This window comes from Arenibacter certesii DSM 19833 (assembly GCF_000429545.1).
Classification (GTDB): Bacteria; Bacteroidota; Bacteroidia; order Flavobacteriales; family Flavobacteriaceae; genus Arenibacter; species Arenibacter certesii.
Genome location: NZ_AUCB01000007.1, coordinates 88,897 through 114,556, shown reverse-complemented (window position 1 = coordinate 114,556; position 25,660 = coordinate 88,897). Strand labels below are relative to the sequence as shown.

Sequence of the window (25,660 nt, the reverse complement as noted above, 5' to 3'; positions counted from 1 at the left end):
TTTGCATATTATGAATTGGTCCTAGGGGACCATAAATTTTATTTTAAATCTTCTTTTTCTTCTTCTTGGGTTGCATTTAAATCCTCTATGGGGAGTATGTCTATTTGTGGTTCTTTTAGTACCTCTTTATTGGCAATACTTCTTTCTAGGGAAAGCAGTAGGGAAGGTAAAAGAATAAGGTTGGCCAACATGGCGAATAATAGGGTGGCAGAAACCAAAGATCCTAAGGCAACCGTTCCTCCAAAACTGGAAATAACAAAAACAGAGAATCCAAAGAATAAAACTATAGAGGTGTAGAACATACTTACACCAGTTTCCCTTAGTGCGGCATAAACCGATTTTTTAATTTTCCATTGATTGGCGATCAGTTCTTGACGGTATTTTGCTAAAAAATGTATTGTATCATCCACAGAGATACCGAAGGCTATACTAAATACCAAGATAGTAGACGGTTTAATTGGAACACCCGCAAAACCCATTACCCCAGCGGTAACTATTAGCGGAAGTAGATTGGGTATTAGCGAGATAACGACCATTCTAAATGAACGAAACAGATAAGCCATAAAAAGTGCGATAAGTCCAATTGCTAAGCTAAGTGATAGTATCAGGTTTTTCACCAGATATTTGGTGCCCTTAAGGAATAATAGGGCGCTCCCGGTCATGTTTACTTTGTACCTGTCTGATGGGAAAATTTTATCGATATGTTTCTGAAGTGTACCTTCAATCTCCTCCATTCTTTCTGTATCTACATCCTGCATATATGTGGTTATCCTTGCTACTTGGCCAGTGCTGTCCACAAAGCTGTTAAGAAGGTTTCCATTGTTCGCAGAATTACGGGCAACCTCCATAATAAATGTATTCTCTTGGGAGGTGGGTAGTTGATAGTATTTTGGAATCCCGTTATAAAAAGCTTGTTTGGAGTATTTTACGAGATCAACCACAGAAATAGGCTTGGATAACTCAGGGATTTCAATAATATGATTCCCTAGCTCGTCCATTTTCTTGAGGTTGTTAGGTCGTAAAACTCCCCTCGGTCTTTTAGTATCAACTACAATTTCTACGGGCATAATACCGTCAAATTCCTGCTCAAAAAACCGGATATCTTTAAAGAACTGCGCTTTTTTAGGCATATCCTCAATGGGGCTTCCCGAAATGTCAATTTGATAAATGCCAATGATGCTGGTGACCAGTAGTAAAATGGATATGATATATACTGCTATTCTTCGCTCCCTTACAATGGTTACCATCCAATTAACAAAGGTCTCTATCCATTTGGTGTTTAGATGTTTTAGGTGTTTGTTTTTTGGAAGGGGCATAAAACTGTAAATAATCGGGATAATAAGAAGGGAGAGCACAAAGATCCCCAGAATATTTATAGAAGCCACAATACCAAATTCCTTTAGTAATTTACTGTCAGTAATAATAAAGGTAGCAAAGCCAGAAGCAGTAGTGACATTGGTCATTAAGGTAGCATTTCCTATTTTAGAAATTACCCGTTGTAGAGAGAGGGCCTGGTTCCCATGCTTTTTAACTTCCTGCTGGTATTTGTTGATCAAGAAAATACAGTTAGGTATCCCTATTACAATGATCAGGGGTGGAATAAGGGCTGTTAGTACTGTTATCTCATATTGTAAGAGGCCTAAAATGCCAAAGGCCCACATTACGCCTATGATCACTACAAGCATAGAGATAACCGTAGCCCTAACACTTCTAAAGAAGAAAAAGAAAATTAGGGAAGTTACTCCCAGTGCTGCCAATATAAATTTTCCAATTTCATCTATTATATTTTGGGAGTTCATTGTCCGGATATATGGCATCCCAGATACCCTTACATCCATTCCTGTTTCTTTCTCAAAATTATTGATCAACGTGGTGAAATCTCCAAGTATAAAATCTTTCCGTACCGAGGTGTTTACAATGTCCTTGTCCATGTATACAACGGTGCGAATAGTCCGTGTTTCTTTATTGTAGATTAAATTCTCGTAAAATGGCAGCTCATTAAAGAGGTGGTTGGTAATACTGTCTATCTCCGCTTTGGTTTCGGGAGTACCTTTAACAAGTGACTGCATTACAAATGTTTGCTCAACCGTATCCTTTACCAGTTCTTGTAAGTTGTCCGTAGATAGTACAAAATCTATTTCTGGGAAGGCTTCTATTTGCTTGCTTAATTTATTCCATCTATTAAACTTTTCTGGGGTGAAGAGGGAGCTATCTTTAATGGCAAGGACCATTACATTGCCTTCTTCTCCAAACTGCCTTAAAAATTCAAGATATTCTAAATTAACCGGATGTTGGTCTGGCAAAAGATTGGCCTGCGAGTTGGAAAATTGCATCTTATCCCACTGCAGTCCCATAAAAATGGTTACTGCAGCTAATAGCAAAAGGATAAGGATTCTGTTTCTAAGAATAATTCTTGCGGTTTTTGCCCAAAAACCTTGTGTTAGCTTTGCAACCATTTAGTAGATACTTCGTTTATCACTTAGCCCTATAGGGCAAAATTCTTTATAAATCAAAATCCGGTAAGAAGAAATAGTTCTTTGCGGAGATTTAAAATTATATGCGGGCAAAGGTAGAGAATGATTGCTTTTGTTCCTAGGATGGGGAGTCAAAAAACAAGTAGAAGAAGGTTAGTACGGGTAATGGGGAAGTGTGCGGGGTAGGTGGGTACTTTATTAAGGTAGGTTTACTCTGTAAAATAAAAAGAGCGACCTTTAAAGTCGCTCTTTCAATTTATTGTTTACAGCGATTATACCTTCATTACTTCTGCTTCTTTGACCTCCAATACGGCATCAATTTTCTTGATGTATTTGTCGGTAAGGGTCTGAACGTCGTTTTCGGCAGTTTTTAATAGGTCTTCTGAAACGTCCAAATTTCTGATTTCTTTGTTTGCTTCTTGTCTAGCATTACGGACACCTATTTTGGCTTCCTCGGCTTCAGCCTTAGCTTGTTTTACCAAATCCTTCCTGCGCTCTTCGGTCAGGGGAGGGACATTAATGATTACAAAATCTCCGTTATTCATGGGATTGAATCCCAAGTTAGCGTTCATAATGGCCTTTTCAATCTCGTGGAGCATATTTTTCTCCCAAGGTTGAACAGATATAGTCCTAGCATCGGGAGTGCTTACATTGGCGACCTGTGATAAAGGGGTAGGGGAGCCATAGTATTCTACCATCACACTAGAAAGCATTATGGGGCTAGCTCTTCCGGCCCTGATCTTTATGAACATTCGTTCTAAGTGATCCATAGCGCTATCCATTCCCTCTTTGGCGGTGTCCAGTATAAATTTAATATCCTCGTTCATATGCTAAATGTTAGTTAAATGTAATTCAATATTTTTTAGAACTATAGGTTTACCACAGTTCCTATGTTTTCTCCTGAAACCAATTTAACTAGGTTTCCTTTTTTGTTCATATCAAAAACCACAATAGGTAATTCGTTCTCTTGACTAAGCGTAAAGGCAGTTGTATCCATTACTTTTAATCCCTTTGTAAGAACATCTTTAAAGGTTATGGAGTCAAACTTGGTGGCTGTTTTGTCCTTTTCTGGATCGGAGGTATATATACCATCAACGCGAGTTCCCTTAAGGATTACATTGGCCTCTATTTCTATTGCTCGTAAAACAGCTGCGGAATCGGTAGTGAAATATGGATTCCCGGTACCACCTCCAAATATTACTACTCTGCCTTTTTCTAAATGGCGCATAGCGCGTCTTCTAATAAAAGGCTCTGCTACCTCATTGATCTGTATGGCAGATTGCAGTCTTGTTTGTACACCTTTTAATTCTAAGGCGCTTTGTAGAGCTAGTCCATTTATTACCGTAGCCAACATACCCATATGGTCTGCCTGCACTCGATCCATTCCCTGACTTGCACCTGCAAGGCCTCTAAAAATATTGCCGCCCCCAATTACAATTGCAACCTCAGTGCCCTTCTCTACCACTTCTTTAATCTCTTCGGCATATTCAGATAGGCGTTTTGGGTCAATGCCGTATTTATTCTCTCCCATTAAGGCTTCCCCACTGAGTTTTAATAGTATTCTCTTGTATTGCATCTTGCTTTAATTAATTCAAAGCAAAAATAATCAAAAATATTTATGAAGCAGACTGGAAACTATGATTCGTGCCTCCTAATTATTTCACAATGAATAGTTGTAGCTCAATTTATTTTTTTAATCTTGGTTTTTAAATGGAATATCATTTTTTTTTCTTGGCCCTTGGGCTAGGTGTAGTGCTAAATTTAATTATCTGTAATAATTTGTAATATGTATCGAAATCTAAAGAATTTAAGGAAATGCTGGTTATTGGGATTGGTAGCAGTATTAATTTACAGTTGTGGTACCACAAAAATAGCTCAACCCTCAGATGTTGCCCCTGTAGTTGTTGATATGGATTTGGTGAATATAGTGGATGATAAAGTTATGGTAACGGTAGATCCGGGGCCATTTTCTTCTGATAATGTTACTTTCTATATACCAAAAATAGTCCCTGGCACCTATAGTGTGGATAATTACGGTAAGTATATTGAACAGTTTAAGGCGTTGGATTATAAGGGTAAGGAGCTGAAGATTGAGCGGCTAGATGATAATAGTTGGCATATTGCCAATGCCAAGGAATTAGATAGGGTGTCTTATTGGGTGAATGATACCTATGATACGGAATCAGAGGTTGAGGATAAGATATTCTCACCTGCTGGGACTAATATTTTAGAAGGAGAAAATTTTATGTTGAACCTGCATGGATTTATAGGGTATTTTAATGATCTGGAAGAGGTGCCCTATCACTTACACATTACCGCCCCAAATGGACTGGTGCCGGTAACTACCTTGGTTAAGGAGGATGTAAACGCTGAAAAACCAGGAGTAGATACCTTTGTGGCACGTCGCTATTTTGAAGTAGTTGACAATCCCATATTATATGGAAAACCCAATACGGAAACTTTTATGGTTAATGACATTAAGGTAACTCTTAGCGTGTATTCTCCGAATGGAGTATATACTGCTGCCGGCCTTAGAGGAAGTATGGAGAAAATGATGGCAGGTCAAAAAAAATTTCTGGGTGATATTAATAGTACTAAGCATTACGCTATTTTATTATACCTGTCCACTATGGAAGATACGGACGCCAGTGGATATGGCGCCTTGGAGCATCATACTTCCACGGTAGTGGTGTTACCGGAGGGAATGCCTAAAGATCGTTTAGAGGAGTCGCTTATTGATATAGTCTCCCATGAATTTTTTCATATAGTTACTCCTTTGAGCGTACATTCGGAGGAAATAAGGAATTTTAATTTTAACGATCCAAAAATGTCCAAACATTTGTGGATGTATGAGGGGACTACGGAGTATTTTGCTAATCTTTTTCAAATTCAGCAGGGGCTAATATCCGAGGAAGAATTTTATGGGCGTTTAATGGATAAAGTGGCTAATTCCAGTGCATATGACGATGAAATGTCATTGACAGAACTTAGCAAAAACGTGTTAACTGAACCTTATAAGAGTAATTTCGTGAATATTTACGAAAAAGGGGCCTTGGTAAATATGGCACTGGATATTAGACTTAGAGAATTGAGTAATGGTGAAAAGGGAGTGCTTTTGCTGATGAAAGAACTCTCTAAGAAATATGGTGAGAATATTCCTTTTAAGGATGAGGAGCTAATAGGTGAAATAGTTGGGATGAGCTATCCTGAAATCCAAGTATTTTTTGATGATCATGTGGTAGGGGATACTCCGGTGGATTATGGCGAGTTATGGAGTAAAGTAGGTTTGCATGTGATCTCTGAAAGTGTGGCAACTGGGTATTTCTTTGATGGGGAAATCCCGTTTATAGATGTAGATCCTAAAAATCTCAATGAGGTGTTTGTAAGACAAGGAATTACACTGAGTTCATTCTTCAAAGATCTTGGAATTCAAGGAGGTGATATTTTAAAGAATATTGACGGTACAAAGATCACTTTAGAAACCATTAGGCCCATTATTGGTGAAAGTTTTGGATGGACGCCGGAGAAAGATATTAAATTGGTGGTGGTAAGGGATGGTGAGGTAATTGAAATAAAGGGAAAGGTGGGTAGGCCAACTTTGGAAGTTAAAAAGCTGGTGCCTATAGAAGGAGTTGCCAATGAGCAGCAAGAGCTTAGGATTTCCTGGCTAAAGGGGTAGCGATTTTTGATTATTTATCTAAAAGGCGCTGATAAACTTAGCGCTTTTTTTTGTTTCTGTAAGTTAAGGTATTGGTTCTTTGTATATGGTGAAAGCTAAGACAATTAGGGTCCGTCTGCTGCTTTTATACTTCTTGGTCGTGTAGGGGAGGGTTTACTGCTATGTGGGCTGTATCTGTTCCTTGGAAGTGTCCTACGAGTTGACTGTGTTTTTACTACATGTTTACGGTCTTTAGATTGTGTAACTTAGAAATTGTCGTATCAGGAATCTGAAAGTATGGGCACAAAAAAACCCGCTTTTAAAAAAAGCGGGTCGTATAATATTGGTTGTTTGAAATTACCCTAAGGCAACTCTTTCAAAACCAGTAACCTCTAAATTAGAATCAATAGATTTTACGTACTCTGCAACACTTTGTTTGCTGTCTTTAATAAAATCTTGATTTACTAGGGTATTGTCTTTAAAGAAACGCTTTATTTTACCTTGAGCGATATTGTCTAACATAGCTTCTGGCTTTCCTTCTTGGCGCAATTGATCTTTAGCTATTTCAACTTCTTTGTCAATAATAGATTGGTCAACACCATCTTCGTTAAGGGCTACTGGATTCATGGCAGCAGCTTGCATAGCAACGTCTTTAGCAACAACATCAGCACCGTCAACAGCAGCTGAAAGGCCAACTAAAGTGGCTATTTTGTTACCTGCATGGATATAAGAACCAACAAAAGGAGCAGAAAGTCTGCTAAATCCGCCTATTTCTATTTTCTCACCTATTACCCCTGTTTGCTCGGTAAGTTTATCCTGTACCGTAACACCGTTGAAATCGGCATTTAAGAAAGCTTCTTTAGAATCAAAGTTCAATGCTAGGTCTGCTAATTCGTTAGCAAGGTTTACGAAAGTATCGTTCTTGGCAACAAAATCAGTCTCACAGTTCAAGGAAATAATAACCCCTGAAGTATTGTCTGCATTCACTTTTGCAATAGCAGCACCTTCGGAAGAATCCCTGTCGGCTCTTTTTGCAGCTACTTTCTGTCCTTTTTTACGAAGAACTTCAATTGCTTTGTCAAAATCTCCTTCAGCTTCAACCAATGCATTTTTGCAATCCATCATGCCTGCACCTGTTGCTTTTCGTAACTTATTTACCTCTGCGGCGGTAATTTTTGCCATTTTATTTTTGTATTAAATCTCCCTAAACGGGATCTAAATTAGATCCTGTTTAGGGTAGGGTTAAATTTATTTTCGGTTTTAAATTAAAGGGGGACTATTCTATTCCTCCTTTAACGCTGTCTTGCCATTCCTTAAGCTCATCCCATTTACCATCGGCAGCCATTTTAGCTTGCTTAGACCATGACCCAGGGTTTTTGGAAGCAAATGCTGGTCCTGCTTCTGTAAGGATAGCCGTTAGGTCTTCCTCAGATTTAGCAGCTAGATCCGCAAAAGTATTAATACCAGCCTCTTGGAATATCTCAGCTATTTTAGGACCGATACCTTCTACTTTGGTAAGGTCGTCAGCAGATTTTTCTACAGCCTCCTTAGGAGCTTCAGTAGTTTCTTTTGCTTTAGTTGCTTTTTTTGCTTTTGGCTTAGCATCTTCTTTGCCTTCTTTTTCAGATTGCTTTTCAGATTTACGTTCTGCTAAACCTTCGGCAATTGCGGAAGTAACAGATTGCATAATGATGTCAATAGATTTAGAGGCATCATCATTGGATGGAACGATATAATCGATCTCTCTTGGATCTGAATTAGTATCTACCATTGCAAAAATTGGAATGTTCAGCTTTATAGCTTCTTTCACTGCAATGTGCTCACGCATAGTATCTACAACAAAGATTGCTGCAGGTAGACGTGTCATTTCAGAAATAGAACCTAAGTTCTTTTCTAATTTAGCACGTAAACGATCTACTTGTAAACGCTCTTTTTTGGAAAGAGTGTTAAAAGTACCGTCCTTCTTCATTCTATCAATCGTAGCCATTTTCTTGACTGCTTTACGGATAGTAACGAAGTTGGTCAACATACCACCTGGCCATCTTTCAGTGATGTAGGGCATATTAACATTTGTTGCTTTTTCAGCAACTATATCTTTAGCTTGTTTTTTGGTAGCTACAAAAAGTACTTTTCTACCGGAAGCTGCAATCTTTCTAAGAGCATCATTGGTCTCTTCTAATTTTGCAACAGTTTTGTAAAGGTTGATAACGTGAATTCCATTACGCTCCATGTAGATGTAGGGCGCCATGTTAGGATTCCATTTTCTGGTAAGGTGTCCAAAATGTACACCTGCCTCTAAAAGGTCTTTTACTTCAATTTTATTTGCCATTTATTTTCTTAGTTTACGTTCCTTTGAATTAGCAATATTAAAGTGGTACCCAATGGGAGCCTTTAATATTTAGATGCTAAACTAATTTCCCGTTACTTGGATCAGGGGCTGCCTGGACCAAGCTTCCAATTAAATTGGATCGGTATTTTTTAATTGCCCTCTTTAAGAAGGCTTCCAATGAACAATTTGTAATAATTCCGAACTGTTGCCAGTATCGACTTTGATAATGTAATCTTAACGTTTAGAGAACTGGAATTTCTTACGAGCTTTCTTCTGACCGTATTTCTTACGCTCAACCATTCTTGGATCTCTAGTTAAAAGACCTTCTGGTTTAAGTGCAGATCTGTGCTCTTCATCCAATTCACACAATGCTCTGGATAAGGCCAAACGAATTGCTTCTGCCTGTCCTGTTGTTCCACCACCAAATACGTTTACGTTTACATCAAAGCTGTCTACGTTGTTGGTTAAAGTAAATGGCTGATTTACTTTGTACTGTAATGTTGCAGTAGGAAAGTAGGTGCTCAGTTCTTTGTCATTGATAGTGATGTTACCACTTCCCTGAGAAAGATATACTCTAGCAACCGCCGTTTTCCTTCTACCGATTTTATGAATTATTTCCATTACCTTAGGTCGTTTAAGTTAATTGCTTTTGGTTTTTGCGCTTCCTGATTGTGGTCTGCTCCAGCATATACCTTCAGATTTCTGAAAAGCGTAGCACCTAATTTGTTTTTAGGTAACATCCCTTTTACGGATTTCTCGATAATACGCGCTGGGTCTTTAGACAACATCTCTTTAGCTGATGTAAACCTTTGACCTCCTGGGTAGCCGGTGTAGCGAATGTAGGTTTTTGAATCCCACTTCTTGCCAGACAAGTTGATTTTTTCGGCATTGATAATAACAACATTATCCCCGCAATCAACATGTGGCGTAAAACTAGGCTTGTACTTCCCTCTAAGTAACATCGCTACCTTAGAAGCAAGACGGCCCAATGTTTCTCCTTCAGCATCAACTAGTAACCATTCTTTGTCAACGGTTGCCTTATTGGCCGAAATCGTCTTGTAGCTTAATGTATCCACACTAATATATTTATTTATTAAACACTAAAATCCCGTTTAACGGGCTGCAAATGTACAATTATTAACTTGAATTACAAATGCTTGCTTATTATTATTTTGCAGATTTTCTTATTTTTCTTTTTTTAAACTATGCGAAGCGGATTCTTTTTTATTATTGAATGGCTTCTATCTGAACGGAGAAGGCAATTTAATACAAAAATTTTGTCCTTAATATATATGGTATAAAAATTATTTAACGATGTAAATTAATATGATTAATGGTCGCAACAGAAACATTGTTACATAAGTAGGTGTACTTATTCTCTCCTCTTATTTATTTACTTGCTCTTTAGACTCCATAAATAGGGTATACCAAACTTCCCTAAAGCGACTTAAAATAACCTAGAAGTTTCTACTTTTATTAAAAATGGAGTTGCTGCGCAAATTCCCATTACGGGGCATGATGAGAAAAGTATATACTTTTCATGCTATCTTATTTGCTAATGCATGTAGGATTCTCAGTTTGCCTTTAAGAAGAATGCGATTTTAGTTATCCAAATTGCTAATAAATAATGTAGCGGTAATTGCAGATAAAGAGGGAATTGTAATAATGCTCGTTCTCCAACTGACAAAATTATAAGGACAAGGGTTTACTGTTGCGCCAATATTAAACTAAGCTGTGATGATGATGTTGAGGGTGTGGTATTGTGTTGGCAGTTTTTGAATCGGATCTGCGAATCCTTAGCGCAAACTCCTAGTGAAATTGTGGTTAAACGTAATAAGCTTTAATTGTAGTTTCCGGTTTCATATTAGGAGCAATAACACAAAGGCCTCTTATATCGATAAAGAACATTAAGCTGAAAAAAAAGTTATTTAAAATTATCTATTATTTGACGTTAGTAATTATCCAATTAAATTAGGCTAGCCTCGCTTAAAGAGAGCCCATCAAGGAATTAATATCTTGAGGGGCTCTGCATCAATCCTTATTTATATCCTTGCTACACTTTATTGCTCTGTTTTATATATGGGTAATTTCTTTCCAAATACTAATGTGCCTCTAACCAATCTTTTCCTACCCCAAGCTCAACGACTAGGGGAACGGATAATTTATGGGCATTTTCCATTTCAGTTTTGATCATCAATTTTATGGCATTCAATTCAGGTTTGTAGACATCAAACACCAATTCATCATGTACTTGGAGGAGCATTTTACTTTTATAATTTTCCTCCACCAGTTTTTTGTGAATATTGATCATGGCTATTTTAATGATATCTGCAGCGCTTCCCTGTATGGGGGCGTTTACTGCATTTCTTTCTGCGGCTCCTCGCACTACAGCATTACTGCCATTGATGTCTTTTAAGTATCTGCGCCTTCCAAGTACCGTTTGAACATATCCATTTTCACGGGCAAAATTTATCTGCTCACTGATATAATTTCGCAGTTTAGGGTAAGTCTTATAATAGGTATCTATAAGGTCTTTTGCTTCGGAACGGGAAAGATCGGTCTGATTGCTAAGTCCAAATGCAGATACACCGTATATGATTCCGAAATTCACGGTTTTGGCATTGCTTCTTTGTTCTCTAGTTACATCCTCTATTGGAATGTTAAAAACTTTGGAAGCAGTAGAGGCGTGAATATCTTCTCCGTTTTTAAAGGCTTCTATCATGGTAGTCTCTTGACTAAGCGCTGCAATAATGCGCAATTCTATCTGGGAATAATCTGCCGCCAATAAAATATACTCTTCATTCCTCGGGATAAATGCCTTGCGCACCTGTCTACCCCGTTCCGTACGGATGGGAATATTTTGCAGGTTGGGGTTGTTGCTGCTTAATCGACCTGTTGCCGCTACCGTCTGCATATAATCTGTATGCACCCTACCAGTACTCTCTTCAATTTGTAGGGGAAGTGCGTCTATATAGGTGCTTTTAAGCTTGCTAAGGCCCCTATAATCCAGTACGCTTTGGATAATTTCGTGATCCTCTGCTAAATAAGAAAGGACTTCTTCTGCGGTGGAATACTGGCCCGTTTTCGTCTTTTTGGGTTTTGCAACTAGCTTGAGCTTGTCGAACAAGATCTCTCCTAACTGCTTTGGGGAGGCAATATTGAACTCCTCCCCAGCTTCCTTGAATATCTTAGTCTCTAATTGCTTTATATCATTATCTAGATCCTTGGCTAGGGAATTTAAAAAAACTTTGTCAAGTTTAATGCCTTCCAATTCCATATCGGCCAACACCTTTAGGAGCGGGATTTCAATATCGTTAAAAAGCTCCTCTGTTTTCGCGTCTTTTAGCTCTGGTCTAAAATGTTGTGCTAATTGAAAGGTGATATCGGCATCCTCCACAGCGTATTCGGTCTGTTTCTCCACCGGCACCTCTCTCATGGATAGTTGGTTTTTCCCCTTTTTTCCGATAAGCTCGGTAATGGAGACAGGGGTGTAGTTTAAATAGGTTTCTGCCAAGACATCCATATTGTGCCGCATATCTGGATTTATCAGATAGTGGGCCAACATAGTGTCAAAACATTTTCCTTTTATAATGATTCCGTATTTGTGCAGTACTTTGATATCATATTTAAGATTCTGGCCAATTTTTTCGATCTGTTCCGCTTCAAAAAAAGGTTTTAATTGTTCAATTAATTCCTGTGCTTCGGATCTATCTTCTGGGAACGGGATGTAAAAGCCCTTACCAGCTTCCCAGCTAAAGGCAATTCCAACCAATTCTGCGGTAAGCGGATTTAAGCCAGTAGTCTCCGTATCAAAACAAACCGAGGTCTGTTTCATTAAATTTTGCAGAAAGAGCTTCATGGCCATGCCAGGGTTTACGCTTTGGTAAACATGGGGTGTTTTATCTAAGGTTGTTCTACTAGAGAATTCTTCAATAGTGCCCCCTGTAGTATCGCCTCCCCCTCCAAATAAAGAGAATTGACCACTACCCGCTACAGCTGTCTCGTTTTTTGTAGTACTGTCTTTATTCTCGCTTTTCTGGGTTGCATTTTCTTCGGCTGGTTCGGTGGAGAATAGTTTTATAAATTGGTCCTTAAGTCTTCTAAATTCTAGTTCTTCAAACAGTTCCTGAACCTTATCCCCATCGGGCATAGTAAGTTCGTAATCGGCAGCGTTAAAAGTAACGTCGCAATCAACATGAATGGTGGCCAGCTTTTTAGAAAGTAGCCCTAATTCGGCATTCTCTATGATTCTTTCCTTCATTTTTCCTTTAAGCTTATCAGTATTGGCCAAAAGGTTTTCGATGGATCCAAATTCTGCAATAAACTTTTTCGCGGTTTTGTCGCCTACCCCCGGGAGTCCGGGGATATTGTCACTGGCATCGCCCATCATTCCCAGGTAATCAATGACCTGCTCTGGGTGTTCTACGCCAAATCTTTTTTGTATCTCCGGGATGCCCCATATTTCTATTCCATTCCCCATCCGGGCGGGCCGATACATAAATATGTTTTCGGAGACCAACTGTCCAAAATCTTTATCTGGAGTAACCATATACACTTTATAGTCTTCCTTTTCGGCTTGTTTTGCCAAGGTGCCTATAATATCATCGGCCTCCCATCCTTCTAATTCTACCACAGGGATATGCATGGCTTTTAGGATTTCCTGAATATAGGGAACGGCAATTTTTATAGCATCGGGGGTTGCGTCCCTATTGGCTTTGTATTCTGGGAATAGCTCTGAACGCTCTACGCTTCCGCCTTTGTCAAAACACACTGCAAGGTGATCTGGTTTTTCCCTTCTTATAACGTCTAGTAGAGAATTCATGAACCCCATGATTGCAGAGGTGTCCATTCCCTTAGAGTTTATTCGTGGGTTTTTGATCAGGGCATAGTATCCCCTAAAAATTAGTGCGTAAGCATCTAATAGAAAAAGTCTTTTTTGTTCTGCCATTTTATTGGTTTGTTTCCGAAGTATAATTAAAATGATTAATGATTAGTCCTTTAAAAAGGAATCTGCGGGGTTGTTGATATGCCCATCTTCGGAGTAGGTGCGATAACTAAATCCTGGATGGATGCAATATCCACCGGTTTCCCCTTTTTTATTGATCGCAATAAAGCCGATCTGAAAATCCTTACGATCCTTATTCTTTTCCATTATACGTTTTACACCTTCCTCGCAAGCCTCTTGTGGCGATTTTCCTTGACGCATTAATTCTACGATTAAAAAGCTTCCCACGGTTCTAACCACCTCTTCCCCAACTCCGGTAGCAGTAGCGCCACCTACTTCATTGTCTACAAAAAGACCGGCGCCAATAATGGGGGAGTCTCCTACGCGACCTGCCATTTTGTAAGCCATTCCACTAGTGGTACAGGCGCCAGCAATATCGCCATCCTTGTCAATGGCAAGCATTCCAATAGTGTCGTGGTTTTCTATATTTATAATGGTTTCGTATTGGGAGTCTTTCTTCCACGCCATCCATTCTTTTTTTGCTTTTTCCGTAAGCAGATTGGTTTTTGGAAAACCTTGTTCGTACGCAAATTGTTCTGCTCCTTTTCCTGCCAACATTACGTGAGGTGTTTCTTCCATCACTTTTCTAGCTACACTTATAGGATGCGCTATGTTTTCCATGCATAGTACTGCACCGCAATTGGCGTCTTTGTCCATGATGCAAGCGTCTAGGGTAACGCGGCCATCTCTATCTGGTCTGCCGCCATTTCCTACGGTTTCATTATTAAGGTCGGCCTCCTCTACCATTACTCCTTGTTCCACAGCATCCAATGAAGATCCGCCTTTTTCAAGAACCTCCCATGCCTTTGCAGTGGCATTCATAAAATTCCATGTGCAAATGGCAATAGGCCTAATCGTTTTGGAACTATTGTTATCCGCAATTTTTTGTTGTGGATTGTCCTGGCAAGAGGCTAGAAAGGGAACGGAAATCATACCCGCTGTGGTAAGGGTGGAATTTTTGAGGAAGTTTCTTCTTTTCATTGGATTCTGTTGCTTATTTTTAAGGTCCTAAATATAATAAATATGATTGTAGAAGTATGCGCCAATTCCTTAGAATCTGCTTTAAACGCCCAAAAAGCTGGCGCAGACCGTATTGAATTGTGTTCGGAGCTTGGGGTGGGAGGGGTAACTCCTTCTTATGGCCTATTAAAAGTGATAAAGAAGTATATAACAATCCCAGTAAATGTACTGATTAGACCCAGAAGTGGTGATTTTACCTATACGGACAGGGAATTTGAAATAATGAAGCACGATATTGAAATATGTAAGGAATTAGGGTTCAATGGTATCGTATCCGGAGCGTTGATGTCTGATTTTTCTTTGGATGTTGAGCGGACCAAAGAGCTAGTAGAGATTTCTAAACCGCTCTACTTTACCTTTCACAGGGCGATTGATTGGGTGAAAAACCCTATGGCCACTTTAAAGCAGTTAGAGTTGCTGGGGGTAGATGCTATCCTTAGTAGTGGGCAGCAGAAATCATCCGTTGAAGGTATGAATCAATTGTTGGAGTTTCATAATAATACGGAGAACATTGTTATTATGCCAGGCGGAGGAATAGCGGATACCAATGTGCATCAATTTAAGGAAAAAGGATTTGGTGCAGTGCATTTATCTGGCATCCGGTTTCATAAAACTTTGGGGCACACACCAGAAATTCAAATGAGTACCCCTAGCTTTTTAAGAGATGACGAGGTGGGAGTGAGTAATTTTGAGGTGTTGCAAAATGTAGTGCGCGTAGTTAAAGAATAGGTAAATAAAAGGTCTAGTGGTTGGAAACCAATATCTTTGAGTAAAAATCACCCTATGCTTAGATGGATTGTATTTGTTATTTTATATATCACACTCGGAATTTATACCCTTCAGGCACTTAGAACAGTCACCAGGTTTCCGTTGGTCTATTATGGCTATATGGCCCTGTCGCTTTTGGTGCTGGGGAATTTTATTTATCAATTTACAGTTGGTGATAACTCAGGGAGGGTTTTAAATGTTCCTAAAAGTTATGCCTTTGGCTTTTTGTTGGCCATGCTTTCTTTTAAGGCTATTACCATCCTATTTCTATTTTCGGAAGATATTTTTCGATTCCTTTCCGGACTTTATTTGAAAATAAACGGGACTCCAAAAGTTTTTAATTTTCCGGAGCGAAGACGTTTTTTAAGTATGATAGCGCTAGGGATTGCTGCACTGCCTTTTTCTTCCCTTCTCTATGGGATGTATAAAGGTAAATATAATTTTAAAGTACTCAAATATCAACTGGAATTTGAGGATTTGCCCGATAGTTTCGACGGCTATCAGATTACGCAGATTTCCGATATACATTGTGGAAGTTTTGATAATAGGAAGAAAATAGAATATGGTATAGATCTTATTAATAAGCAAAACAGTGATCTGCTATTATTTACTGGAGATATGGTAAACAACAAGTCAGAAGAAATGCTGCCTTGGAAAGATCTTTTAGCTACGCTGCATGCAAAAGACGGGAAGTATTCTGTTTTGGGGAACCATGATTATGGGGATTATGTAGAATGGGATTCCGAGGAATTAAAAAGTAATAACCTGGAAGAGCTTAAAGAGTTGCAGCGAGAAATAGGGTTTAATCTTTTATTAAATGAAAGTAGATACTTAACTAAGGGAGAGGATAAGATTGCCCTAGTAGGGGTTGAGAATTGGGGTAGGGGCGGTTTTAAGAAAGCGGGTGACCTTACAAAAGCTACGGCTAAAATTAAAGAGAAGGATTTTAAAATTTTAATGAGCCATGATCCCTCGCATTGGGAGGATGAAGTTTTGAAGCATCCCTATCATTACCATCTTACTTTAAGTGGGCATACCCATGGGATGCAATTTGGAATAGAAATTCCAGGATGGGTGAAGTGGAGTCCTGCAAAATGGCGATATAAATATTGGGCTGGAGTCTATGAGGAATTAGGGCAAATGATCAATGTAAATCGTGGATTTGGATTTTTAGGATACCCAGGGAGAGTTGGTATTTGGCCCGAAATTACTGTGATTACCTTGAAAAAGAAGTCGATATCTTAAAAATGCCTGCCTGTATTGATACAATTATAGCGGTACTGGTGGTAATTTGACAAATTTTCTTATTTTTGAATCAGAACTCAATGAATACTATATGTCTAAGTTTGGAGAATTAATTGATGTTAGCGGACCGGTCTTGCTGGAGTTTTACGCCGAATGGAATGAGCAATCTGCCTCAATGCAACCGATATTGAGGGATGTAGCTGCAGCACTGGGCAATAAAGGCAAGGTGATAAAAATAGATGTAGACAAGAATAGGGAGCTGTCTCAAGCTCTTAGGGTGAAGGGGCTGCCAACTTTGATGATCTATAAAAAAGGAGAAATGGTATGGCGACAGAGTGGTGAGCAGGATGCTAATACGCTAATTGGGATCCTAAACGAATATATCTGATGGCTATCTAACGTATAAAAAAAACCGAGAACTCAGTTCCCGGTTTTTTTTTGTGCTGTTATTTTGTTTTTTATTCAAAAACAGGAATGCTATCTAGTTCCTGTTCAGGAATTACATCCATAGAAGTAGAGTCTATATCTTCTGCACCATCGGTGGGTGGAAGTAGGTCTTCTACAGAATCGTCCCTGTAAAAACGTTCAAATTTGGCAATGTATTCATTGAAGATGGTAGTCTCCTTTTCCGCTATATCCTTGTCCCTGTTAGTGATTAGTATATCTATATTTCTACTGTAGCCCTCTAGGTCAGGAATAATCTCGTCTAAAAACAAACGTTGCTGCTCAAATGGTAGTCCGGCATAATAATCTAACCGCTCTTGATAAATCGTTTTTAGTTTATTGTAAAGTTCTCGGGCTTTTTCGGTTTCGCCTACTTTATAATAGCCGTCCACAAAAGGTTCTACAAAAGCATAATATCCAAAGTACTCCACCGGCATATTTTCCATGGCGATAGTAATAATATCCTTGGCTTTATCTATTTTATTTTCCTGTATTAAGGTCTCTGTTAATCGAGCTAAATTACCACGGAAAGACAAGGATTGGGTGCGGGTTTGGACATCGTGATAAATAGCTGAGCTGCCCGAATTGCCCCATTCCCATTTCTTTACAATATCGTACATTAGGTCAGAATCTATTCTTCCCATTTCGTAGCTATTTCTATTCTGGGTTTTTATAGGCACCAATTTATACACTAATCCATCAAGCTGTAAGTAATCCTTCATCCAGATGTACTCGGCGGGATCAAAACTTCCGCCGGAGAAATATATAGGGCGCTTCCAATCGTTGTTAGCGATAATATCTAACATTAGTATCCTGTTTTTTGGCAGGGCACTTTTTGGAAGGTCTATATCTATATAATCAACTATAAGGGCAGAATCCTTCGCCTTTACAAGACCGCTTTCTAGCACGTTTTTCTTGTTCACTGGAATCCTAATCTTGTTAGTAGGATAAAATACCACATCTAAATTGCTTTGGGAATACTGACTAAGGTCGGCCCCTTGCCGCTGGAGAATGCTTTTGAACTTCGTTTCATCTCTATCGCTAGCAATATAATTCATAAAGTCCTTAATGTTCCATCTGTTTTCTGATAAGCCGTGGTAGTAGATGGCATCTCTAGTTCCAAATCTATACTTCTCATGTGTGAGCTGGGACGGAATGGGTTCGCTCTCATAAGCTTTCATTTTCATTTGGTCTATATACCAATCCGTTGCAAAAAGGCTAGTATTTACCACGCGCACATCTGTTCGGAAACCTTCTATTTCCTGTACGTACCACAGTGGGAAGGTGTCATTATCCCCAATAGTAAACAGAATTGCACCGGCATCTTCCTGTGTAGAGGATAAGTAAGCCATGGCGGTAGTTCTAGCGGTATATCGGTTAGATCTGTCATGATCATCCCAGTTTTGGACTGCCATGACGGTGGGTACCGCCAATAAGCATATTAAAGTGACCGCGGGCGCCAATATTTTTGGGCTCAATAATTTTCTAAATTCATCAAAAAGGCCATAGACCCCTAATCCTATCCATATCCCAAATATATAGAACGACCCCACTAGGGAATAGTCACGCTCTCTTGGTTGAAAGATGCCTGGGTTGGTGTAGAATTGAATAGCAAGGCCAGTAAACATAAAGAACACGAACAGTGCCCAAAACTGCTTTGGATTTTTACTGATCTGAAATACCAGACCAATTATTCCTAAAAGCAGGGGTAGAAAGAAGTAGGTGTTCCTTCCCTTGTTGTTTTTTATGTCGCTCGGTAGATTATTTTGATCTCCTAGTCTAACACTGTCTACAAAGTTTATTCCGCTAAGCCAGTTACCGTGATTGTCATAACGTCCTTGAATGTCGTCTTGTTTTCCGGTAAAGTTCCACATAAAGTAACGCCAGTACATATAATTGAACTGGAACTGGAACATATAACTGAGGTTTTGCATCAATGTAGGGGGCAATACCTCTATGTATTCGCTAAACTCTCTTAAAAAACGTATGTACTGCGCAGTATCTATTTCACCCCTTGCATATCCCTCTCTAAATTGATCTACAGCTTCCTTTAATTCGCTGTTTCCTAAGTAGCTGGATTTAATTCTAAAATCTAACGGGTCAAAATACTTCATATAATTTTCAGCATTTTGATCGCTCCACAAACGGGGTAAGAATCCAACGTGATCGGGGTTAGGACCCTGTAGTGCGTTCTTGTAATTATTTACAATAATATACTTTCCCGTGGCAAGGTCTTTCTCGTATTTGGGTTTTTCGTCTATCTCCTCACCTGGGGAAGCAAAACCATTGGAGTAGTAGGCACCATAAATTGGGCTATCTACACCTGGGTATTGTTCCCTGTTGTAATATGCTAAAAGTGATCTAGCATCGGAGGGGTCGTTTTCATTGATTACTACGTGGGCATTGGCTCTTATAGGTAGCATTAGCCATGAAGAGAAACCTAGAAATAAAAACATTAAGCAAAGCACTACTGTATTTGCGATAGTGTACTGGTTCTTTCTAGTGTATCGTAAGCCAAAGTAGAAGATAGCTATGAATATAAGGCCCATAATTATGGTTCCCGAATTAAATGGTAGGCCAATGGTGTTGATAAAAAATACCTCGCTCCATCCAAAAAGTTGTAATACATAGGTGAGTGAGAACTTGTAGACCAGCAATAATATAACAACAGCTACAATATTGGCTAAAAGAAAGTTTTTTATGGTGGTAGTCTTGTATGTTTTAAAATAGTAAAGGAGTGCAATGGATGGAATGGCTAAAAATCCCATAAACTGTATCCCGAAAGTTAGTCCCACTACAAAAGAGATCAAAACAATCCATTTATTTCCTCTAGGGTGGTGTAGGTCATCTACCCATTTAAGGCCCAGCCAAAGAAGTAGAGCCATAATTAAACTGGCCATAGCGTATACTTCCGTCTCTACAGCATTAAACCAAAAACTGTCTGAAAAGGTAAAGGCCAAGGAACCTACCAGTCCACTTCCTAATATGGCAATGGCTTTACTATTGGTGAGTTCTTCCTTCTTGGCGATAAGCTTTTTGGTGAGGTTGGTAATAGTCCAAAACATAAGGAGAATAGTGAAGGCACTGGATACGGCCGACATCATATTTACCATTCTTGCTACTTGCTCTGCTTCCAAAGCGAACATAGCAAAAAAAGCTCCAATAATTTGGTAGAGTGGAGCTCCCGGTGGATGCCCTACCTGTAATTTTGCCGAGGTGGATATATACTCTCCTGCATCCCAATAGCTAGCAGTGGGTTCTAAGGTAAGTGTGTAAACTGTAAGGGCTATAAAAAAAACAAACCATCCTGTGATGGTATCCCATTTTTTAAAGTTTGTTGAAAACATTTGGTTTGCTGTTTGAGAAAAGGGCGAATTTAAGAATTAAATAAGATATATGGGTATAAATTCTAAAACCTTTAACAAGTATATAGTGCTATACTACTGGCATATGCATTGGATGTACGCGTTAAATGGAGTGGAAGGGCTTAGGGCGTTTAAATGGGAGTTTAGGTGTAATTGTTCCGGGTGATTTTCTATGAAAAATAAGAATTTTAAACTTTTTTGCGAAATTGACGCAAAATTATTTGTGGATGTAAAACTTTGTTCTAAATTTGCACGCTCAATTAAGGCACTGGCCTATGGTGTAATTGGCAACACAGCTGGTTTTGGTCCAGTCGTTCTAGGTTCGAGTCCTAGTAGGCCAACAAGTAAACCCCCTGATTTCATTGAAGTCAGGGGGTTTTTATTTTTCGGAAAGTTTTGTTAGAGTCAGATTGGATCATGACCAGTTGTGGTGTTTTAAAAATCCAAGGGCATTCTTGGAAATTAAATCAAATCGCCTACTTTTATTCAAAATATGGCTGCTACAGTGGCCTTTGTTATTATTAAAATCTAGATTCCAATTCTAAAAGCAGTAACTAAGTATGATTATAGATGTCCATACCCATATTAATAACTACCATGAAGATAGGGTAACTTCCTTAGAGGCTAGTCTTGATCTTTTAAAGGAGAATATGAAAGCCAATAACGTGGATTATTCCTTGGTGCTGACTTCTTATAAGGTTAATGAACATAGGCCCAGTACCAAACAGGTGGTAGAAGCCATTAAGGGATATAAGAGCCTTGGGGTTATTTCTGGAATAAGTTACTTGCATTATAACCATAGGGATATCTGTGAAATTGGCAAATACTTGGAGCAAGGGCATATCAAAGGCTTGAAATTTTATCCTGGTTACGAACCGTTTTACCCTAATGACACTAGGCTTAAGGTATGGTACGAAATGGCGATTGAGTTTGATGTGCCAGTTATGTTTCATTCTGGGGATACCTATTCTCCTACGGGTAAGGTGAAGTATTCCCATCCTTTGCATTTAGACGATTTGGCGGTAGACTATCCGGAGCTTAAAATAGTAATCTGCCATGTTGGTAATCCATGGATAAAGGATTGTATGGAGGTGGTGTATAAGAATGATAATGTGTATGCGGATATTTCTGGACTCGTATTAGGGGATTTTTCGGAAAAGTTTGAGCGGTATATGAAAAAAGAAATCGAAGAAATGATAACCTATGCTGGTGACCCTAAGTACCTGTTATACGGTACTGACTGGCCATTATGCAATATGAAATCGTATTTGAAGTTTATGGATCAATTGGAGCTGGCAGACGATAAGAAGGAGTTGATTTTTTGGAAAAATGCAGCGGAACTCTTTAAAATAAATGTAGATGGTCTTTAAATCTTAGATGTTTCATTTGAATTGGTGATGATGGGAGTGCATATATCCAAAATGCATGAGTGGAAATTCAGTGTTGGGGAAATAATGGGCGTGTTTCATTTAAAGGTAAGTTGCTCTTGTATAATAAAATGATTTATTACTTTTATTGTAAAAAAATATTAAGTTGAAGTCGCTGAAATCTCCCCATCACATAATTTGCATAATTTAATGAAAAACAAAATTGTTGCCATTGTTATAGTGCACGGGTTGTTATTAGTGGGGTTTGTTTCTTGTGCTCTAAAAGAGAGAAGGGTAAAAACCGAAGTGGTCTTGTCAATTATTCCTCAACCAAAAGAAATAAAGGTTTATGAAGGTAGTTTTGGTTTAAGTGCAAGTACGCAATTAGTGTTCCATTCTGAGGAGCAACATAGAGTGGCGGATTATTTCGTGAGGGAGTTGCAGAAACAATATGGATTTTCTCCTCAAGTTGGTGGTGTTGCGGGAGAGATAAATAAGTTAGTGTTGGTGCAGTCAGATGTCTTAGCTCCAGAAGCTTATGAGTTGGAGGTTGATGATGCGGCAATAACAATAAATGCCTCATCGGAAGCGGGTTATTTTTATGCGTTTCAAACGCTTTTGCAAATGGCTCCTGTTTTGGAGGGGAAATCTGAATTGTCCATATTGGAAATCGATCAAGTTTCCATAGTAGATGAGCCTAGGTTTAAATGGAGAGGAGCTATGTTGGATATATCTCGCCATTTTTTTGGTCCTAAAGTGATAAAGCAGCTGATAGATCAAATGGCAGCCCACAAAATGAATCGTTTGCATCTTCACCTCACAGATGATACTGGCTGGAGAATAGAAATTAAAGAATATCCGAAGCTGCACGAAATTGGTTCGCGTGGCGATAGGACCAATCCAGATGGTCCGCCAATGTATCTTACGGAGGAAGAAGCTAAAGAGATTACCGCCTATGCCAACGAAAGGCAGATCGTTATAATTCCTGAAGTAGATGTTCCCGGGCATTCCGGTGCTATAGAAAAAGCTTACCCTGCCTTTAGTGGAGGGAATAATACCTTAAATATTGCCAATGAAGATGCGGTTGCAATGATTCAGGCTGTGATGCACCGGGTGGCATCTCTTTTTAATACCTCCTATGTGCATTTTGGGAGTGATGAGGTGAGGCATCATAATTGGGAGTCCAGGCCAGATATGCTTGCAAAAATGAAGGAGTTGGGGCTTAAAGATCAGCGTGAGTTTGAGGGTTGGTTTGATCGCAATATGGCCGATTTTTTGTTAGAATCCGGACTTAAGCCCATAGCATGGGACGAGGCATCTAGCTTGGGAGTTAATAAAAATACTATTCTGCAGTGGTGGCGAGGAGAATACCCAGACATTCTTTATGATGCAGCGGAAAGTGGTTATGATATTATCCTTTCTCCGGTAGATTATCTTTATTTGGATTATACAAGTAATTTAAAAGAAGCAGGAGCAATTTGGGAAGGCTTGCATAATGGAGCCAATTCTATGGAGGCAATTTATCACTGGAATCCAATCCCGGAAACTTTTACCGATGCTATGGCTTCCCAGGTTCTTGGTGTGGAAGCAGGGATTTGGACTGAATTTATTTCAGATAAATCCAGATTAGAGTATATGACGTATCCGAGGCTTTCCGCAGTAGCTGAAAAAGCCTGGACATATGAGGATAATTTAGATTGGGAGTTGTTTCAAGAAAGGCTGATTAAGCAATATAAGCGTTATGAGAATGAGGGTATTAATTATAGAATTCCTCAACTAAGTTTAGAGCAGCGAAAAATTAAACAGCCCGAGGCTTTCAATGGTCCTATTTTGGATTGATGTTAATAGCGTTAAATGAATAGGTGTCCAATAAGTCTTAATTCTTTCAAAAATTGTGGATGTGGTTTTCGTTATACACTAAGTTGTCGCTGCATTTTGGAAATTAAAGTTTTCACTTTTTCAGATGCGTAAAATTTGGATATCTACTAAGGCAGATTTTGGGCTGAACACGAGTTGGAATTCAGGTATCTTTTTTAGAATAAATGATTTAGGTTGTTGCGGAATCTAAAAAAATTGTATATTTGCAGAGCTGAAAGAATATTTCATATTCATGAGGGGACAATTTGTCCCCTCTTTTATTACTAATATTTTGACAGTATGGTTTTTTGGACCGTTTTAAATAAGTTTTAGCTGTTTTCAATTATGGCGGATATGCCTAAAATTGCATGGCCTAGATTGATAGAAGCTATCGCTAAGAGAGAAATTATGTTGAAGGAAAAAGTAACTACACTTTTAGAGTCGGCCTTAGAGGAAAATGAATCACTTTTTTTGTTGGATTTTTCCATAGGTACAGATAATAAGATTAAGATCACCTTAGATGGTGATAATGGAGTAACGCTACAAGATTGTATAAACGTTAGCAGGGCTATAGAGCACAACCTAGATAGGGAAGAGGAGGACTTTTCCTTGGAAGTGGCATCAGCCGGAGCAGCATCGCCCATAAAAATTCCCAGACAGTTTAAGAAAAATATTGGAAGGAAATTGGAGGTGAAAACCCAAGATGAGGAGTTGGAGGGTAAGTTGACGGAAGCCACGGAAGACAGTATTACCTTGGAGTGGAAGGATAGGGAGCCCAAACCCGTTGGGAAGGGGAAAATTACCATTCAGAAAAAGCGACAAATCGCAATTTCTGATATAAAAGAAGCTAAAGTTGTATTAAAATTCTAATTGTAGGTCAAAATGGAAAATATTGCGCTAATCGAATCTTTCTCGGAATTTAAAGATGATAAATTCATAGACAGGGTAACGCTAATGGCGATTTTAGAAGATGTGTTTAGGAATGCATTGAAGAAAAAATTTGGTTCTGATGATAATTTTGATATTATTATAAATCCGGACAAGGGAGATTTAGAGATATGGAGAAATAGGGTAGTAGTTCTTGATGGTGAGGTTGAAGACCCTAATGAGGAGATTTCCCTTTCTGAGGCTCGTAAAATTGAACCCGATTTTGAGGTTGGGGAAGATGTGTCCGAAGAAGTGAAATTGATAAACTTAGGGAGAAGAGCAATTTTGGCGTTAAGGCAAAATCTAATATCTAAGATTCACGAGCATGATAATACAACCATCTATAAGCAATTTAAAGAACTTGAAGGTGAAATTTATACTGCTGAAGTACACCATATTAGACATAAGGCCATTATACTTTTGGATGATGAAGGGAATGAGGTTATCTTGCCGAAAGACAAGCAAATACCGTCGGATTTTTTCAGAAAAGGGGATAATGTAAGAGGAATCATTGAGAGTGTAGAGCTTAAGGGAAACAAGCCAACGATTATTATGTCTAGAACTTCTCCTTTATTTTTGGAGCAGTTGTTTTTCCAGGAAATCCCTGAAGTGTATGATGGGTTGATTACAATTAAGAAAGCAGTTAGGATTCCTGGTGAAAAAGCAAAAGTAGCCGTAGACTCTTATGATGATCGTATTGATCCTGTAGGAGCTTGTGTTGGTATGAAAGGTTCTAGGATTCATGGAATTGTACGTGAACTTGGAAATGAAAATATAGATGTTATCAATTGGACCAGTAACCCACAACTTTTAGTTACAAGGGCATTAAGTCCGGCAAGGGTTTCTTCTGTAAAATTGAATGACGAGAAAATGACGGCTCAGGTATACCTTAGACCAGAAGAAGTTTCTAAGGCTATTGGTAGAGGAGGTCATAATATTAGATTGGCTGGGCAATTGACTGGCTACGAGATAGATGTATTCCGAGAAGGGGTGGAGGAAGATGTGGAGCTTACCGAGTTTTCAGATGAAATTGAAGCGTGGGTAATAGAAGAGTTCAAGAGAATTGGAATGGATACTGCAAGAAGTGTTTTAGAGCAGGAAGTTGGTGATTTGATTAAAAGGACCGATTTAGAAGAGGAGACAATTTTGGAAGTTGTCCGTATTCTAAAAGAGGAATTAGAAGATTAAACTATATATTAGC

18 protein-coding genes and 1 tRNA gene are annotated in these 25,660 nt (G+C 38.8%); 9 read left to right on the top strand and 10 right to left on the bottom strand.

Features of this window, described 5'->3' with window-relative positions:
* Positions 1-38: 38 nt before the first annotated feature.
* The 3 genes from G466_RS0104225 to pyrH form a co-directional block, all read right to left on the bottom strand.
* Positions 39-2,456, bottom strand: a complete 2,418-nt coding sequence (locus G466_RS0104225; RefSeq protein WP_026812531.1) for an efflux RND transporter permease subunit — start codon at positions 2,454-2,456, stop codon at positions 39-41.
* A 290-nt stretch (positions 2,457-2,746) separates the two neighbouring features.
* Positions 2,747-3,301, bottom strand: a complete 555-nt coding sequence (gene frr / locus G466_RS0104220) for a ribosome recycling factor (RefSeq protein WP_026812530.1) — start codon at positions 3,299-3,301, stop codon at positions 2,747-2,749.
* A 41-nt stretch (positions 3,302-3,342) separates the two neighbouring features.
* Entirely contained in the window at positions 3,343-4,050 is a 708-nt protein-coding gene (pyrH, locus tag G466_RS0104215) for a UMP kinase (protein ID WP_026812529.1), read from the bottom strand.
* Positions 4,051-4,260: 210 nt separating this feature from the next.
* Here pyrH and G466_RS0104210 point away from each other — a divergent pair, with 210 nt between their 5' ends.
* Positions 4,261-6,153, top strand: a complete 1,893-nt coding sequence (locus G466_RS0104210; protein ID WP_051315519.1) for a M61 family metallopeptidase — start codon at positions 4,261-4,263, stop codon at positions 6,151-6,153.
* Positions 6,154-6,489: 336 nt separating this feature from the next.
* Here G466_RS0104210 and tsf read toward each other — a convergent pair whose 3' ends face one another.
* From tsf to G466_RS0104180, 6 genes are all read right to left on the bottom strand, one after another.
* Positions 6,490-7,314 (bottom strand): translation elongation factor Ts, encoded by an 825-nt coding sequence (tsf, locus tag G466_RS0104205; RefSeq protein WP_026812527.1) that lies wholly within the window; start codon positions 7,312-7,314, stop codon positions 6,490-6,492.
* Between the two features lie 94 nt (positions 7,315-7,408).
* Positions 7,409-8,461 carry a 30S ribosomal protein S2 gene (rpsB, locus tag G466_RS0104200; protein WP_026812526.1) on the bottom strand — a complete coding sequence of 351 codons (1,053 nt, stop codon included), beginning with the start codon at positions 8,459-8,461 and terminating at the stop codon, positions 7,409-7,411.
* A gap of 234 nt (positions 8,462-8,695) precedes the next feature.
* A complete protein-coding gene (gene rpsI / locus G466_RS0104195) occupies positions 8,696-9,082 on the bottom strand; it encodes a 30S ribosomal protein S9 (RefSeq protein WP_026812525.1) in 387 nt (128 codons plus the stop codon).
* Positions 9,082-9,537 carry a 50S ribosomal protein L13 gene (gene rplM, locus G466_RS0104190; protein WP_026812524.1) on the bottom strand — a complete coding sequence of 152 codons (456 nt, stop codon included), beginning with the start codon at positions 9,535-9,537 and terminating at the stop codon, positions 9,082-9,084. The genes rpsI and rplM overlap by 1 nt, the downstream gene beginning before the upstream one ends.
* 1,025 nt (positions 9,538-10,562) lie before the next feature.
* A complete protein-coding gene (gene polA / locus G466_RS0104185) occupies positions 10,563-13,409 on the bottom strand; it encodes a DNA polymerase I (protein WP_026812523.1) in 2,847 nt (948 codons plus the stop codon).
* 42 nt (positions 13,410-13,451) lie between these two features.
* Positions 13,452-14,447, bottom strand: coding sequence for an isoaspartyl peptidase/L-asparaginase family protein (locus G466_RS0104180; RefSeq protein WP_026812522.1), 996 nt, complete (start codon positions 14,445-14,447; stop codon positions 13,452-13,454).
* A 42-nt stretch (positions 14,448-14,489) separates the two neighbouring features.
* Between G466_RS0104180 and G466_RS0104175 the strand changes: the two genes are divergently transcribed.
* The 3 genes from G466_RS0104175 to G466_RS0104165 all read left to right on the top strand — a co-directional run bounded on the left by G466_RS0104175 (position 14,490) and on the right by G466_RS0104165 (position 16,887).
* Entirely contained in the window at positions 14,490-15,215 is a 726-nt protein-coding gene (locus G466_RS0104175; RefSeq protein ID WP_026812521.1) for a copper homeostasis protein CutC, read from the top strand.
* Between the two features lie 54 nt (positions 15,216-15,269).
* Complete coding sequence (locus tag G466_RS0104170; RefSeq protein WP_026812520.1) at positions 15,270-16,499, top strand: metallophosphoesterase; 1,230 nt, start codon at positions 15,270-15,272, stop codon at positions 16,497-16,499.
* Between the two features lie 91 nt (positions 16,500-16,590).
* Positions 16,591-16,887 (top strand): thioredoxin family protein, encoded by a 297-nt coding sequence (locus G466_RS0104165; protein ID WP_026812519.1) that lies wholly within the window; start codon positions 16,591-16,593, stop codon positions 16,885-16,887.
* A gap of 70 nt (positions 16,888-16,957) precedes the next feature.
* Here G466_RS0104165 and G466_RS0104160 read toward each other — a convergent pair whose 3' ends face one another.
* Positions 16,958-20,290 (bottom strand): DUF2723 domain-containing protein, encoded by a 3,333-nt coding sequence (locus tag G466_RS0104160; protein WP_026812518.1) that lies wholly within the window; start codon positions 20,288-20,290, stop codon positions 16,958-16,960.
* A gap of 287 nt (positions 20,291-20,577) precedes the next feature.
* On the opposite strand from G466_RS0104160, the gene G466_RS0104155 reads away from it, so the two are divergent.
* The 5 genes from G466_RS0104155 to nusA all read left to right on the top strand — a co-directional run bounded on the left by G466_RS0104155 (position 20,578) and on the right by nusA (position 25,647).
* Positions 20,578-20,649 (top strand) — tRNA-Gln (locus tag G466_RS0104155).
* Between the two features lie 219 nt (positions 20,650-20,868).
* A complete protein-coding gene (locus G466_RS0104150) occupies positions 20,869-21,678 on the top strand; it encodes an amidohydrolase family protein (protein WP_026812517.1) in 810 nt (269 codons plus the stop codon).
* Between the two features lie 207 nt (positions 21,679-21,885).
* Positions 21,886-23,514, top strand: coding sequence for a beta-N-acetylhexosaminidase (locus G466_RS0104145; protein WP_026812516.1), 1,629 nt, complete (start codon positions 21,886-21,888; stop codon positions 23,512-23,514).
* Between the two features lie 426 nt (positions 23,515-23,940).
* Complete coding sequence (rimP, locus tag G466_RS0104140; RefSeq protein ID WP_026812515.1) at positions 23,941-24,402, top strand: ribosome assembly cofactor RimP; 462 nt, start codon at positions 23,941-23,943, stop codon at positions 24,400-24,402.
* A gap of 12 nt (positions 24,403-24,414) precedes the next feature.
* Positions 24,415-25,647, top strand: coding sequence for a transcription termination factor NusA (gene nusA, locus G466_RS0104135; protein ID WP_026812514.1), 1,233 nt, complete (start codon positions 24,415-24,417; stop codon positions 25,645-25,647).
* The last annotated feature ends 13 nt before the right edge of the window (positions 25,648-25,660 follow it).

Excerpts from the sequence above, each read along its gene's own strand:
- G466_RS0104225 (WP_026812531.1), bottom strand. The coding sequence starts at position 2,456 with ATGGTTGCAAAGCTAACACAAGGTTTTTGGGCAAAAACCGCAAGAATT.
- frr (WP_026812530.1), bottom strand. The coding sequence starts at position 3,301 with ATGAACGAGGATATTAAATTTATACTGGACACCGCCAAAGAGGGAATG.
- pyrH (WP_026812529.1), bottom strand. The coding sequence starts at position 4,050 with ATGCAATACAAGAGAATACTATTAAAACTCAGTGGGGAAGCCTTAATG.
- G466_RS0104210 (WP_051315519.1), top strand. The coding sequence starts at position 4,261 with ATGTATCGAAATCTAAAGAATTTAAGGAAATGCTGGTTATTGGGATTG.
- tsf (WP_026812527.1), bottom strand. The coding sequence starts at position 7,314 with ATGGCAAAAATTACCGCCGCAGAGGTAAATAAGTTACGAAAAGCAACA.
- rpsB (WP_026812526.1), bottom strand. The coding sequence starts at position 8,461 with ATGGCAAATAAAATTGAAGTAAAAGACCTTTTAGAGGCAGGTGTACAT.
- rpsI (WP_026812525.1), bottom strand. The coding sequence starts at position 9,082 with ATGGAAATAATTCATAAAATCGGTAGAAGGAAAACGGCGGTTGCTAGA.
- polA (WP_026812523.1), bottom strand. The coding sequence starts at position 13,409 with ATGGCAGAACAAAAAAGACTTTTTCTATTAGATGCTTACGCACTAATT.
- G466_RS0104180 (WP_026812522.1), bottom strand. The coding sequence starts at position 14,447 with ATGAAAAGAAGAAACTTCCTCAAAAATTCCACCCTTACCACAGCGGGT.
- G466_RS0104175 (WP_026812521.1), top strand. The coding sequence starts at position 14,490 with ATGATTGTAGAAGTATGCGCCAATTCCTTAGAATCTGCTTTAAACGCC.
- G466_RS0104170 (WP_026812520.1), top strand. The coding sequence starts at position 15,270 with ATGCTTAGATGGATTGTATTTGTTATTTTATATATCACACTCGGAATT.
- G466_RS0104165 (WP_026812519.1), top strand. The coding sequence starts at position 16,591 with ATGTCTAAGTTTGGAGAATTAATTGATGTTAGCGGACCGGTCTTGCTG.
- G466_RS0104160 (WP_026812518.1), bottom strand. The coding sequence starts at position 20,290 with ATGTTTTCAACAAACTTTAAAAAATGGGATACCATCACAGGATGGTTT.
- G466_RS0104150 (WP_026812517.1), top strand. The coding sequence starts at position 20,869 with ATGATTATAGATGTCCATACCCATATTAATAACTACCATGAAGATAGG.
- G466_RS0104145 (WP_026812516.1), top strand. The coding sequence starts at position 21,886 with ATGAAAAACAAAATTGTTGCCATTGTTATAGTGCACGGGTTGTTATTA.
- rimP (WP_026812515.1), top strand. The coding sequence starts at position 23,941 with ATGTTGAAGGAAAAAGTAACTACACTTTTAGAGTCGGCCTTAGAGGAA.
- nusA (WP_026812514.1), top strand. The coding sequence starts at position 24,415 with ATGGAAAATATTGCGCTAATCGAATCTTTCTCGGAATTTAAAGATGAT.